This is a genomic window from Blastopirellula marina DSM 3645 (genome assembly GCF_000153105.1).
Classification (GTDB): Bacteria; Planctomycetota; Planctomycetia; order Pirellulales; family Pirellulaceae; genus Blastopirellula; species Blastopirellula marina.
The window spans coordinates 1,582,082-1,595,368 of record NZ_CH672377.1 but is presented as its reverse complement, the minus strand read 5'-3'; the positions used below and the strand labels follow the sequence as shown (position 1 = coordinate 1,595,368).

Genomic DNA, 13,287 nt, shown 5'->3' with positions numbered 1-13,287 from the left:
CCAGCAAAGAGGGCGATATTTTCCAACAAGACAAAGGCGGAGCCTGAGATGGGGACATTTGGCACAGGCGTATTTGACAACGACGGGGCGCTCGACTTTGTCTGCGAAATGGTCAGCCAGTTGACGGACAAGATCAATACTTGTTTTGAGGATGGGAGCGCCGATCTCGAAGAAGAGGGAGACGCCGTCCTGTTGCCGGCTGTCGCGGTCATCAGCTTGTTGGCGAAAAACTGTCATGCGGCGCCGCCTGATCTGGAGGTGATCTATTCGTGGCGCGAGCGTTTTCTGGCGATCTATGATCAGCAGATCGACGATCTGGATCCCGAGCCCGCCTACAAAGCGGAACGTCGCCAAGTGGTGGAAGCGACGTTCGAGGATTTGGTGACGCTGGCGAAGATGTTTGCCGAGGAGTGACGATTCTTCAAAAATTGACAGCGGGTCGAAAATGGCGGAGGCTATGGGGGCAACTCCTCCCTTCAAGCGATCGCAGACAGGTCTCATGACTATCGCCTTCCAACAAACGATCCCGATTCTACGGATCTTTGATGTCGACAAGGCCAAGCAGTTTTACGTCGACTTCTTGGGGTTCGCCATCGACTGGGAGCATCGGTTTGAACCGACGGCACCGCTTTACATGCAGGTCTCCCGAGGTGGGCTGATCTTGCATCTGAGCGAGCACCATAACGACGCCAGCCCCGGCGCGAATGTCTTTATCTGGATGACCGGCGTCGAATCGCTCCATGCCGAAATCACCGCGAAGGGATACGCCGACATTCGCCCCAGCGTCGAAAAGACGTTCTACAATTCTCTCTGCATGAAGGTGATCGACCCGTTCCGCAATCAGCTGCAGTTTAATGAAGAGATCAAATCGGATGGGGAGGTGTAGCCTTTCCTCTATCTATCTGCTTGATCCAACATCAACTGCCGCGCCTCCTGCTCGGCCAATTGCCAATCGCCGGCTTCCGCGATGTCGGCGATGCGAGTGAGCAGCGCGTGCTCGCTTTCACTCAACTGTTTGGCGTTCATTCGATCGTTGATCAGATCGCGATACTCTTGCAGTTGCTTGCCGTTTTGCAAATTGCAGACGGTCGACAGGGTTTCGGCCATTTCATACGCTTCGCCGCTGACTGCGGGATAGCGTGTGCAGCCGAGCACTAGCAGCAGCGCCGCAAATAGGAAGAGTCGAGAATACTTACTCATGAGAAACCACTTCTCCTTCGGCGATGCTGGTCATCGCGGCGAACTGTTGCCGATTGACGACTTCGGAAATGAAGCGGACCGAACCGTCGCCCAACAGCACGTTGGCGCCGCCGGTATGTTCGGACTGCATCTGGCCGACATGCAGTGTCGGAAAATTAGGGGGATGAATGATCGGATTGCCGAGCGCGTCTTGCTCGCCGATCGCCGGACCGCTATGGACGAGCACCAGCGTCGCCGCAGACTCGACGCCGTTGTCGGGCGAGGTAATTCGCGGGTGCACAAAGGCGCCCGGCACGACGCCGACCCATGTTTTGTCGCTTAGCCGCGACGTGTGCTCACCGCAAAAGACGCTGTTCGACAGCCCGTCGATCACGTCTCGAAAGCGCGTGTTGGAATTACGATAGAAGGGGCCGTCCGCAATAAAGCCGGCGTCTCCGTTGTAGCCGCCGCTGGGCCCGCTGGCGTCTCCCCAGCATTCTTCCTGTCCATGGCTAGCGACATAGTGGGAGCGGCCGAGGTAGATCGATCCGCCCCCTTTGTCGAGTGCGACCCCAGAGTCGTCGACTACCAACAGCGGTTCGGTCGGGCCTGCCGAAGAAGGACACAGAAACATTTCGACGTTGGTTTGCGCCGCGGCTTGATGCGTCGCATCCCAGACGCTCCCTCGATTGTCGAGCGCATCGGCAATATTGGTCTGTTCGACATACGGCAGGATCAATTTTCCCCAACCCCAGCCTGGCGCCGCGTCCCAGGTCGTCGCGTCATAGTCGCCAGACGGCAAGCTGCTGATCGAGCCGTACTTGTTGTACGAGACGTAGCCGGATGGGAATGAACCAAGCGTGTCGTGGTAGTTGTGCAGGCCGATGCCGATCTGCTTCAGGTTGTTGGTGCATTGCATTCGGCGAGCGGACTCGCGGGCCTGTTGGACGGCCGGCAACAGCAGCGCGATCAAGACGCCGATAATCGCGATGACCACCAATAACTCGACCAGCGTAAAGGCAAAGCGTCTACGACGCGGGGGCGAAAAGCTTTTCGAATCAAGGTTCATTTCCGGCTCCATGTTCTGCAACTGTTGTGTGAAAGTTTGAGAGATCAAAATACAGAATATGGCGCGGCAAATCAATGTGAAGGCGAATGTTTGGAGAAAAACTTGTTAATGGAAACTAAATCTCCACATGTGAGCATTTTTTGGGCAGTTGGGCCCCGCTATGCCTTGCTGGCCTGATCACGGGAATCCGCTAGAATGGGGCAGAATGCTTCCGCCAATACAAATCAAAGGAGGGCGCTGTGGCCTCACCGCTTGAATCGCTGATCGCTGCCGGTACAAAACTGTGGCTCGACTCAATCGATCCCGATCTGGTTCGCTCGAACTTCGCCCTTGGCGCCACCGGGGCGACCTCAAATCCCGTGATCGTCTCGGACTTGATCAAGACGGGCCGGTTTGATGACAAGATCGCCGCATTGTTAGAGCAGGGGCTCACTGACAGCGACCTTGCCTGGAAACTGACCGATGATCTGGTTTCCGACGCCCAAAGCGTCTTCCTGCCGGTCTGGGAAAAGACGAGCGGCAACGACGGCTATGTCAGCTTCGAGCTCGATCCGTTGCTAGAAGATCCCGATGCAGATATGCCGCATGCCGATCGGGTCGCCCAGTACATTAAGCTAGGAAAGCAATGGGCCCAGGGGCAGAAGAACCGCATGATCAAGGTTCCGGCCACGCCTGCGGGACTCGATGCATTGGAAGAACTGTGCGCCGCCGGCATCACGCTGAACGTGACGTTGATCTTTACCGAGCGTCAGTACGAAGCGGCGCGTGACGCTGTCTGGCGTGGAGCCCAACGTCGCGAGAACCTCGACGACTTCAAGAGCGTTTACTCGATCTTCGTTTCGCGGGTCGATGTCTATACCGAACAGCATTTATCGCAATTGACCGACGCCGCCCAAGGACAACTGGGGATCGTCAACGCCAAACGGATTTGGGCAGCGAACAAAGCGTTCTGGAGCGACAAGCCGGTCAAGTTGCAGCAGGAAATGATCTTTGCGTCGACCGGCACCAAGAAACCGGAAGACCCCGCGTGGAAGTATGTCGCAGCGTTCGCCGGCAGCGACATCGAAACCAACCCGCCGGGGACCAACGACAAAGTCCAACAGAGCGGCAAGATGATCACCAGCGAAATTGAAGAGATGCCGAGCGCCGTCGTGTTGGCCGATCTCGACAAGCATGTCGACTATCAGCATCTCGAAAAGACGCTGATGGAAGAAGGCATCGCGAAGTTCGCGAATCCGCAAAAGGGCCTACTGAAACTGATCGGCGAAAAACGAGCCGCGATCAAGGTTGGCTAGTTACGACAAGATTTTCAGTTCAATCCAAGACGCTGGCCATGCGAATGGCCAGCGTTTTTTGATTCTGGCCGTCGTTTGCGCCACTTGACCGTATTCCATTCCTCTTTTTCATTTGCTTCTTTGCGTCTTAGCGGAGATAAAGAAGGAAGCGAACCGTGCGCGGATCCCAGGCAAAACTCATAGGAGGCGGAGCACATGTTCGGCAAACAATCGCGACGTGGATTTCTACAAACGGGCGCTATCGTTGGTTTAGGCAACTTGGCGTTCCTCCAAGGGCTTCGCCCGGTTTCGGCCGAAGAGGCGAACGTTAATTTGTCGCACGTTCATCTGCAGCCCGAGATCGAGCCGCTGGTGAAGTTGATTGAAGAGACGCCGCGCGATCGCCTGTTGGAAGAAATCGGCACGCGGATTAACGGCGGCCTCAGCTATCGCGATCTGTTGGCGGCGCTCATGTTGGTCGGCGTCAAAAACGTCGAACCGCGCCCCTCGGTCGGTCATAAATTTCACGCAGTGCTCGTGGTCAACTCGGCCCATCTGGCCAGCATCGCTTCTCCGCCAGAGCACCGCTGGTTGCCGATTTTCTGGGCGCTCGACTATTACAAGTCGGCGGCGGCGCGCGACGTTCAAGAGCGGGGCGATTGGGTCATGCCGGCGGTCGCCGAAGGAAAGCTGCCGAGGCCGCATGCGGCGGAGCGATCGTTTACGGACGCGATGGACGACTGGGACGATGCGGCTGCGGATACGGCGGTCGCCGCGTTGGCGCGCACTGCCGGGATGAACGAGATCTACGAGCAGTTCTACCGTTATGGCGCTCGTGATTTTCGCTCGATCGGTCACAAGGCGATTTTCGTTGCGAACAGCCAGCGGACGTTGCAATTTGTCGGCCGCGAACATGCCGAGCCAGTCCTGCGCTCGCTCGCCTACGCGCTGTTGATGCACGAAGGAAGCAACCCCGCTCAACGGGATGATGACGCCGATCGTCCCTATCGCCGCAATAGCGAACTAGCGAGTAAGATTCGCAATGAGTGGCAAGATGGCGATCTCGACAAAGCGGCGACCGAAGAGCTGATCGTCGCAATGCGCAGCGCCTCGAACGATGACGCCTGCGATTTGACGGTCGATCTGTTGAATCACGGTGCATCGCCGCAGTCGATCTGGGACGCGCTGCACCTGACGGCCGGTGAGATGCTGATGCAGCAACCGGGGATTGTGGTGCTGCACGCGATGACCTCGACCAATGCGCTCCACTACGCGTATCAAACCTCGGGCGACGATCAGACACGGCGGCTGATGTTGCTGCAAAACGTCGCCTTTTTGCCGATGTTTCGCGGTGCGATGAAGAGTCGCGGCAAGATCAAAGAAGTCACCATCGACGACCTGACGGCCGAAAAGCTGGATCCCAGTGCGGCGGCGACCGAGCAGATTTTCGCCGATCTCAGCCGTGATCCCATGACGGCTGCGCGAAAGACGCGAGGTTACCTGGCCGAGTCTGGGGTGGCAGGAGGCCGGCAGTTGTTGGATGCCGCCCGCGTGCTTGTGTTCCTGAAGGGAAATGACGCGCATGACTACAAGTTTAGCTCAGCGGTCTTAGAGGACTATTATCACGTCTCGCCCCCATGGCGCGATCTTTATCTAGGATTGAGCATGTTCAATCTGCCAGGCTCCGGTGATCGCGACAATAGCTTGGTCGAAAGAACGCGGGCCGCGCTGGCGTAATCATAACCGGCGGGCATAGCAGTCGGAAGAGCGAGCGGTAGAATAGAGCTTCGCACTCGCTTGCGCTTTTTGAAGTGGGGCTATTTAAGAAATACTACGAAGAATGATAGGCGCCGGCGACTTCAAATAACCCAACTTCAAAACTCACGCCTCTGCTTTCCTCTGGTATTTTCCGCATGCAATTCGCCGCCTACTTGAGAGATTCGACCGGTAAGGTCGAACGCCGCGAGATCGATGCGTATGACGAACAGGCGGCGCGCAGTGAGCTCGAAGAAACAGGTTCGACCATTGTCGAACTGCGTGTACTGCCGCCGACGGACGATTTGCACAAACTGGCCGATGGTTGGCGGACGACCTGCAGCGTGTTGTCCGCGACGACGTTTGGCCTCGGCGTCTTTACGGCCGGAGCGATGATGTTTATCCGGGTTCACCCGCCGGTGATGATGCTCTTTTTCGGCTGGATGCTGCTCGGTATCGGCTTCGCCGGTCTAGCGAATCAGCGGACTATCCTGGGCGAACTGCGGCGCAGGCGATAACGGTTATAACCAACCGGCTTCTCGATACCAGTCGGCCGTTTGACGCAGTCGATCTTGCAGCGAACGAGCCGGCGAAAAGCCGAGCTGCTCTTGCGTGTTGGTAATGTCGCAGATCCAATCGCCGGCAGTCGCTTCGCGAATTTTGTCACGATTCAAAATACTTGGATGACCGATCGCATTGCCGGCCAATTCCGAGAGGGTCGCCGTCGTCCACAAAGCCAGTTTTGGCATTTCCTGCGTGCGAACGTTGTCGACTCCCAGCGCTTGCCCTAGCAGCCCTCCCAGTTCTTCGTACGTCGGCTGATCTTCATCGGCGGCAAAGTAATAACCGACGCCGTCGTATTTCGCATTCGCTTCGCGGCGAGCCCGAATACGCATCCCCGCAGCCAACGCTATGAGCATTAGTTCGATTAGATCGTCGACATGGATCAAGGAGAGACGCAGTTCAGCGCTGGGCATTGGATGGACGCCAAAGCGGTGAATTGCTTGAAACATCGGCAGCATCTCACGATTCTCTCCGCCAAAGACGATGCTCGGCCGCACAATTGTGATCGGAACGCGGTCGGCGACAAGCTCGGCTTGGCGTTCGCCGGCTCGCTTGCTTCGTCCATAGTTGGAAACCGGCTTCGGAAAGTGGTCGGGACGTTTCTTGTGTTCCGTTCGCGACGGACCTACGGCGGCCAGGCTGGAGATGTAAAGGACCGTGGGAGGATTGGTCTGAGCGGCCGCCGCTTCGACAATTCGTCGCGTGCCGTCACGATTGACGTGGAATAGTTTCTCCGGCGCCGTGGCGCAGATGAGACCCGCCACATGAAAGATCGCTTCGCAACCTTCGATCGCCTGTTCTAGGTCGTGTGGATTGCTCAGGTCGACTTCGACCAGTTCTACGCCCAACTGTTCCAGAGGTTCGGTTGCTGAAGTCTGACGCACCGCGCAGCGCAGCGAATGACCGTCAGCGACCAACCGCCGGCAGAGATATCTTCCAATAAAACCGGTTGCGCCGGTTACAAAGTATTTCGCCATAGACGCCTATCGAGCATGGACTTAGATTCGCCGCTGGTCGCGAAGTTGATCGAGCGCGCTGACCAGTTGTTCAAGATGTTCGACAGTATGAGCGAAACTAAGACTGATGCGTAGCAGAGATTCGCCGCTGGGAACGCTGGGAGGACGAATGCCGGGTACGAACAGACCTTGTTCGCGCAGTCGCAGCGAGGCTTGCATCGTCGGCTCAGGCTCGCCTAAGCGGATCGGAATGATCTGACTTTCGCCGCCGACTTGCCAGCCTTGAGAACGTAAATCGTTACGCAGTTTCGTCGCACGCTCTAGCAGCAGTTGGCGACGTTGCGGTTCGTCACGCACGATTTGCAATGCGGTGACCATCGCCGCCGCCGAAGCCATCGGCGCCGCGGTCGAAAAGATATAGCTGCGAGCCCGATTCAGCAGCCAATCAATCAGCGACTGACTGCCGACCACAAATCCGCCATGCCCGCCGAGCGCTTTGCTGAACGTGCCGACGCGAACGTCGACTTGGTCTTCGACTCCCAGTTGCTCGCAAACTCCGCGCCCCTGCTCGCCGAAAACGCCGGTTGCGTGGGCTTCGTCGACCAGCAGCATCGCGTCGTACTGTGCGGCTAGTTCGGTCAGTTCCACCAGTGGGGCGAAATCACCATCCATGCTGAACAACGAATCGGTCACGATCAGTCGGCGCCGAAACGGCGCCGCTTGGGCGATCAATTTTTCGAGATGATCTATGTCGAGATGCTGATAAATCTGGGGGCGAGCGCCGGAGAGTCGGACGCCGTCGATGATGCTGGCATGGTTCTTCGCGTCGCTAAAGATCACATCCCCTTTGCTGGCCAAAGCGGTGATGGCGCCGACGTTGGCGGCGAAACCGGAGGAGAAGAGAAGCGCCGCTTCGGCTCCTTCCAACTGGGCGACCGCCGCTTCGAGCGCTGCATGCGATTGGCCATGGCCCGTCACCAACGGACTTGCGCCGGATCCCCAGCCTTCAGTCTGAATCGCGGCTGTCGCCGCCGCAGCGATGCGGGGATCGGCCGCCAGACCAAGATAGTCATTGCCGCCAAAGTTGATCAGCGACTGACCGTCGATCGCAATCTCGGCCGTTTGCGGACCGGCGTGCGTGCGCAAACGCCGACGGAGTTCGAGTTGATCGAGCGTTTGCAGTTCTTCATCGATCCAAGCTAGAGGGCGTCGCGTCATTAGGCCGCTTCCGTATCTTTGGCCGGCGCGGCTGACGAAATGTGCGACGGCGAAATCGGCGATTTCAGATCGAGCCGCGTCTGTAGTTCGGCTATCTGGAGACGAATCTTTTTGATCTCATCTTCCTTTTCAGAAATCAACTCTTCCATTAATTCGATCCGACGCTGCGGATCAATCCGCATTAGACGCGAAAGTACGTCGAGCGCCACGATGCCGCGCCAAACTCGCAGCGACAGTCCTCGCAGTCGGTAAATGCGCGTCGCTTTAGTCACTTGCTGCAACCGCAGAAGCCGAGAAAATTGCACCATCCGCAGGAAGGCGACCAGCGGGAGGCAAATGATCAGGAGATCGACCCAATGTTTCTTAACGTAGGTAAATTTCTTGTCGACCAGCGAGAACATCACGATAAACTCGGCGGTAAACGCCAGCCAGGTGATGCTATAGCCGGTTTCGATAATGACCTGGATCCAGGGATATTCGTTGATGTTGAAGCGGAAGTGGGACATGAAATCGAGACAAAGCAGCGGCAAGATCATGAGCGCGACGACAATCATGGGGCCGCTAAAGGCCTTCTCGACTTCTTCATGCAAATCGTCATCGACTTCGTGCCATCCCATCATCGGGAGCCACATCGTTCGGCCGGTTTCATGATCGCGAGCCGCCAGACGCAGCGGGGGCAGAAACGCGCGTTTCAGAGCTGACTTCCAGTGGGGGCTGCCGAGTCGATAGTGGGCGATGGCCTCCCCTAAAAATAGCGGAAACATCGCTAACGTGCAGCCAAAGAAAAAGAGGCTGATTTCGCTCGATTGGTAAATCGAATCGGAAGTGAACTCTTGCACCGCCGCCGCGACCAAGACCAGAAACAGCAGCGACGCGCAGAACATCGGCACGGCCATAAACTGGTCAAGCTGAATCGTTTTGCTGGGAGGCGTTTGGTTCATTGGTTTTGGTTATTTGTTATTCGCAAAAGTCGCATGCAAATTGGTTGAATTCAGGGGGCCAATGATAGAAGAAATGGCCGGTGAGTCCGGTTTCCTATCTTGCGGCAATTAGCTGATTTTAGATGATGAGACAGAACTCTCCCAACCCGTTTTCTGGCATGCTATCGCCGAAAGTTGCACGTCGTGGCCAAAAAAGCAGCAAAATCAAGCTCCGCAAAGCGTTATTGGTTGTTGAAAACCGAGCCTGAGTCGTATTCGATTGACGATCTGGCCAACGAAAAAAAACAAACGACGTTTTGGAGCGGAGTCCGTAATTATCAGGCTCGCAACTTCATGCGCGACGATATGAAGGTCGGGGACGAGGTCTTCTTCTATCACAGCAACGCCAAGCCGCCGGCGATTGTCGGCACGGCGAAGATCGTCAAGGAAAGCTATCCCGACCATACCTCTTGGGACAAGAAGAACCATCACTTTGACGAGAAGAGTACGCCGGACGCTCCTCGCTGGTTTATGGTCGACATTCAATTGACCGAGATCTTCGACGAGGCGCTGGGCCGGGATCAACTGAGCGGCGTCGCGGCGCTGGCCGAGATGGAATTGATGCGGAAAGGTTCGCGGCTTTCGGTGCAACCGGTCAAAAAGTCGGAATGGGACGCGATCTTGAAATTGGCGAAACGAACGAAGAAGAGCAAATAGTCAACTTCGCTGGCGTCGCCGCTTAACCCTGGAACGCGCCAAAATCTTCGCGGAAGATCGCGCTGATCGACTCGTCATTGTGGATGCGTTTGATCGCTTCCCCCAGGAGCGGCGCGACGGTCAAGATCTTCGTATTGGGAAGCAAGTGCCCTGACTGATGCGGAATCGTATCGGTCAGAATGATCTCTTTGATCGGCGCCGCTTGCAGACGAGCGATCGCGTCTCCGCACAACACGCCGTGGGTAGCCGCGATGTAGATCTCTTTGGCGCCGGCTTCAAAAGTTGTCTTGGCGGCGCCGCAGATCGAGCCGGCGGTGCTGATCATGTCGTCAAAGATGATCGCCGTACGTCCTTCGACCGGACCGCCGATGATGTTTTCTTGGGTCGTATCGCTGGCGCTATGACGGCGTTTGTCACAAATCGCCAAGCGTCCTCCCAAGCGGCGATGATGACTGACCGCACGCTTAATGCTGCCGGCGTCGGGGCTGACGATCACCAGTTCGTCTTCGGGGATATTCAGCGCCTGGAAGAAATGATTCAAAACGGGCGCGGCGTACAAGTGGTCAACCGGCACGTTGAAAAATCCTTGGATCTGCGCGGCGTGCAAATCCATCGTTAACACGCGATCGGCGCCGGCCGCGGTGATGACGTCAGAGACCAGCTTGGCGGTGATCGGCACGCGACCTTCGTCTTTGCGATCCTGACGCGCATAGCCGAAGTAGGGGATCACGGCGGTGATCCGTTCGGCGCTGGCGCGGCGACAACTGTCAATCATGATCAACAACTCCATGATGTTGTTGTTGACCGGAGGACAGGTCGGCTGAATCAAGAAGACGTCGCGACCGCGGACATCTTCTTCGATTTTGCAGGCGTTCTCACCATCGGGGAACTCGCCCAGCGTTATTCGCCCGAGCGGTATGTTCAGGAATTTGCAAATGTCGCCGGCCAGACGCGGATTCGCGCGACCGCTAAAGATTTTGATCTCTCTCATTTTCGAAGCGGAATGCACGATCTAAACCGAAGGGGCGTCTGGTACAGGCAGCAAGGGCCGAGCGAGAATCAATTAGTGTAACCGAGACGGCTCATTTGATCTTCCACCAAACGCAAATCCTCCATCGAATTCACGCTGAGCGCCTCGCAGGGCTCCAGGACCGGGGAAGCGTCGACCGGCAGGCCCAACTGCCGCAAAATCGCGGGACAGTCGGTGATGTAGTACTCACGCTGACGGTTCTGATTGGTTAATTTATCGAGCGCCGACAGCATATTTTGACAATCGAAGACGTAGGTGCTCATATTCACCTCCCGAATTTGCCGCTGCTGCTCAGTCGCATCTTTTTCTTCCACAATGCCGGTAAATCTCCCCTCGGCATCGCGAACAATCCGTCCCAAACCGGTTGGATTTTCTTTTTCTAGGGTCCCCAACAAACAGGCCATCTTCTCTTGCTCGAACCGAGCCAGCAGCTTTTCTAGCGAACTGGTCTGCACCAGCGGCGAATCTCCGGTCAGCACAACGACCGATCCGTCAAAATCGGCCAGTTCGTCACGGCAAACCATCACTGCGTGCCCGGTTCCCAGTTGTTCGGTCTGCTCGACAAAGCGGACGCCGCGGCGATGAGCCAACGTTTCGCGAACCAGATCGGCGCGATGTCCAACTACGACCAAGACCTGATCGACGCCGACTTTGGCCAGCGCGTCGAGCACATACTCGATCATCGGGCGCCCCAAAGCCGGAACCAGAACCTTGGGCAGCTCCGACTTCATGCGGGTTCCCTTGCCGGCGGCAAGGACGACTGCAAGTCTTTTCATTATCGGCTCTTAGGGGGTTTCGGCCATCGATTCGAATGAATGGAGCGGGTCGCCAATATCCCACGAACCGCGTCTTGGTTCCAGCCCGCGAACTGTTTTCGGACAGCCGAAACCTTGTAGTGGTTCCCGCAGATCAATGGGGATAAAATGCGAGTAGTAATGGAAACTCTCCTCTCTGTGCACGTAAGCTGCGAAGGCGCCCCGTGAATCAACCAAACAACCCGCTGCATCCGCACCACCACGAATCGACCAACTTCAAAACCTTGTTGGATTCGATGTTCGTCCCCAAGAACCAAGAACTGTGGGACCAACTGTGGGAACAGGTCCAAAAGGAAGAGCAGATTGCGGCGCTGCAGAAGGCGACTGGGGTCAGTGATCTTGCGCTATTGCAGCACTTTGTCGACATCGGCGTGACCGCGGAAAATCTAACCGCGATGGCTCTTTTCCCGCTGATGGCCGTCGCTTGGGCCGATGGAATTATGCAGGTTGAAGAGAAAGCGGCGATTTTGCAGGCCGCACTGGAATTTCACGTCGAAAAGGGGCACCCCAGCTACGAAGTGCTGCAAAACTGGCTGGAACACAAGCCGCAAGAAAAGAGCATGAAAGTCTGGCAGGTTTACGTTCGCGCCTTGCGCGAAAGTTTGTCGCCTGAGCAGGATAAAGCGTTTCATGACGAAACGATCGGACGCGCTCGCAAAGTTGCCGACGCAACTGGCGGAATCTTAGGACGTTTTGGCGTGCGAATATCCGATAAAGAGGAAATGGTGCTGAAAGAACTAGAGGCTGCCTTCCAGTAGGGGGGGGGCGACGGCCGGTCACAAGCTTTTGAGCGCCAGCTTTGTTGGGTACAAGAGCTATGCGATATGCCACCTACTTCCATGCCTGGCGACTGCCTGCCGCAGTCGCGCTGCTAAATCTGGCGGTTGCGATCACCATTTTGGGGGTCGCAACAGGCCATTTCTATTGGCGTTTTCCCCTCAGCATGTCGGTTCTGCTAGGGGGCGCCATCTATATCATCGGACAGATCCGTCGCCGCTGGGCCGAAGAAAAGCGATTTCACATCAGCCTGCCGGAGATGGTGACGCTATCGACCTGTATCGCTCTCTTCTTTGCCGCCGCCAACTACGATCGCAAATTGCAGATCAACAATCATCGCGCCGGAATTTTGGGGAACATTGAGTTGCTCGGCGCTTCCTACGAATATGGGGGCGCTGGCCTGCGAATTTCGGTCGACAATCCGCAGTTTAGTGACGACGATTTGCCCAAATTGGCGGCCTATCTGGCCATGGCGAGCGATGCAAAGATTCCGATCGAACGTCTCGAGATTTATCGACACGCGCTGACAGGGCGTTCGCGGCTGCTGTTGTTGGATATGCCGCTGCCGCACGAAGCCCACATTGAAGGACTCCCAGAAAAGTGGGAAATGGAATTCCGCGACGCTCATCCGCAGACGTTGGTCGAGTATGTTCCAGCGCCGATTCAGATCGAAAATGAGCGTATTCTGACAACCGCCGACGTCATTGACGCCGATCTGAAGGAAGCAGCGTCTAGCGGCGAGACTCCAACTTCGCTGTAGCACGAACTTTCTCCCGTCGACTTTTCGATTACCCCGTTTCCGTTTCGATTTCGCCTATCTATTTGCAGGCGAAAACGACTCTATCCACCGAACGGAAAACGTGATGAAGATCTGGACGAAACAGACGGCTAAGCGAATCGCTCTCTTCATCGTTGACGGCATCGTTTGGAAATTCGCGGCAGTCTCCGGGGCGCTGGCCTGTTCCAGTGGATTCAGCTCCTGATTCCCTTTTTTCCATCCAGCGAGCAATCAA

15 protein-coding genes are annotated in these 13,287 nt (G+C 56.5%); 8 read left to right on the top strand and 7 right to left on the bottom strand.

All coding sequences use genetic code 11. From position 1 onward, the window contains the following. Positions 1–48: 48 nt before the first annotated feature. Positions 49–414, top strand: a complete 366-nt coding sequence (locus DSM3645_RS30740) for a DUF4259 domain-containing protein (protein WP_002655559.1) — start codon at positions 49–51, stop codon at positions 412–414. 85 nt (positions 415–499) lie between these two features. Beyond that, the gene (locus DSM3645_RS25640; protein ID WP_002655558.1) at positions 500–886 is read left to right on the top strand and encodes a glyoxalase superfamily protein; all 387 of its coding nucleotides are present in this window, start codon (positions 500–502) and stop codon (positions 884–886) included. Between the two features lie 8 nt (positions 887–894). On the opposite strand, the gene DSM3645_RS25635 is transcribed toward DSM3645_RS25640, so the two are convergent. Then, the gene (locus DSM3645_RS25635) at positions 895–1,200 is read right to left on the bottom strand and encodes a hypothetical protein (RefSeq protein WP_002655557.1); all 306 of its coding nucleotides are present in this window, start codon (positions 1,198–1,200) and stop codon (positions 895–897) included. Further along, positions 1,193–2,248 (bottom strand): DUF1559 domain-containing protein, encoded by a 1,056-nt coding sequence (locus DSM3645_RS25630; RefSeq protein WP_040353019.1) that lies wholly within the window; start codon positions 2,246–2,248, stop codon positions 1,193–1,195. The genes DSM3645_RS25635 and DSM3645_RS25630 overlap by 8 nt, the downstream gene beginning before the upstream one ends. 239 nt (positions 2,249–2,487) lie before the next feature. Here DSM3645_RS25630 and DSM3645_RS25625 point away from each other — a divergent pair, with 239 nt between their 5' ends. From DSM3645_RS25625 to DSM3645_RS25615, 3 genes are all read left to right on the top strand, one after another. Further along, entirely contained in the window at positions 2,488–3,543 is a 1,056-nt protein-coding gene (locus tag DSM3645_RS25625; protein WP_002655555.1) for a transaldolase family protein, read from the top strand. Between the two features lie 195 nt (positions 3,544–3,738). Continuing rightward, positions 3,739–5,259, top strand: a complete 1,521-nt coding sequence (locus DSM3645_RS25620; protein WP_002655553.1) for a hypothetical protein — start codon at positions 3,739–3,741, stop codon at positions 5,257–5,259. Between the two features lie 176 nt (positions 5,260–5,435). Continuing rightward, positions 5,436–5,795, top strand: coding sequence for a hypothetical protein (locus DSM3645_RS25615; protein WP_002655552.1), 360 nt, complete (start codon positions 5,436–5,438; stop codon positions 5,793–5,795). Between the two features lie 3 nt (positions 5,796–5,798). Here DSM3645_RS25615 and DSM3645_RS29020 read toward each other — a convergent pair whose 3' ends face one another. The 3 genes from DSM3645_RS29020 to DSM3645_RS25600 are packed head-to-tail and all read right to left on the bottom strand — an operon-like array spanning position 5,799 to position 8,956. Further along, positions 5,799–6,818 (bottom strand): NAD-dependent epimerase/dehydratase family protein, encoded by a 1,020-nt coding sequence (locus tag DSM3645_RS29020; protein ID WP_002655551.1) that lies wholly within the window; start codon positions 6,816–6,818, stop codon positions 5,799–5,801. A gap of 21 nt (positions 6,819–6,839) precedes the next feature. Continuing rightward, positions 6,840–8,015 (bottom strand): 8-amino-7-oxononanoate synthase, encoded by a 1,176-nt coding sequence (gene bioF, locus DSM3645_RS25605; protein ID WP_002655550.1) that lies wholly within the window; start codon positions 8,013–8,015, stop codon positions 6,840–6,842. After that, entirely contained in the window at positions 8,015–8,956 is a 942-nt protein-coding gene (locus tag DSM3645_RS25600; protein ID WP_002655549.1) for a hypothetical protein, read from the bottom strand. The genes bioF and DSM3645_RS25600 overlap by 1 nt, the downstream gene beginning before the upstream one ends. Before the next feature lie 183 nt (positions 8,957–9,139). Between DSM3645_RS25600 and DSM3645_RS25595 the strand changes: the two genes are divergently transcribed. Next, positions 9,140–9,652: an EVE domain-containing protein gene (locus DSM3645_RS25595; protein WP_116344572.1), complete on the top strand. Its 513-nt coding sequence runs from the start codon at positions 9,140–9,142 to the stop codon at positions 9,650–9,652. Between the two features lie 22 nt (positions 9,653–9,674). Here DSM3645_RS25595 and DSM3645_RS25590 read toward each other — a convergent pair whose 3' ends face one another. Both DSM3645_RS25590 and DSM3645_RS25585 read right to left on the bottom strand, forming a co-directional pair. Next, positions 9,675–10,643 carry a ribose-phosphate diphosphokinase gene (locus tag DSM3645_RS25590; protein WP_040353018.1) on the bottom strand — a complete coding sequence of 323 codons (969 nt, stop codon included), beginning with the start codon at positions 10,641–10,643 and terminating at the stop codon, positions 9,675–9,677. 68 nt (positions 10,644–10,711) lie between these two features. Further along, complete coding sequence (locus DSM3645_RS25585; RefSeq protein ID WP_002655546.1) at positions 10,712–11,458, bottom strand: sugar phosphate nucleotidyltransferase; 747 nt, start codon at positions 11,456–11,458, stop codon at positions 10,712–10,714. A 203-nt stretch (positions 11,459–11,661) separates the two neighbouring features. Between DSM3645_RS25585 and DSM3645_RS25580 the strand changes: the two genes are divergently transcribed. Further along, positions 11,662–12,255, top strand: coding sequence for a hypothetical protein (locus DSM3645_RS25580; protein ID WP_002655545.1), 594 nt, complete (start codon positions 11,662–11,664; stop codon positions 12,253–12,255). A gap of 59 nt (positions 12,256–12,314) precedes the next feature. Then, positions 12,315–13,034, top strand: coding sequence for a hypothetical protein (locus tag DSM3645_RS25575; protein ID WP_002655544.1), 720 nt, complete (start codon positions 12,315–12,317; stop codon positions 13,032–13,034). Positions 13,035–13,287: the final 253 nt, after the last annotated feature.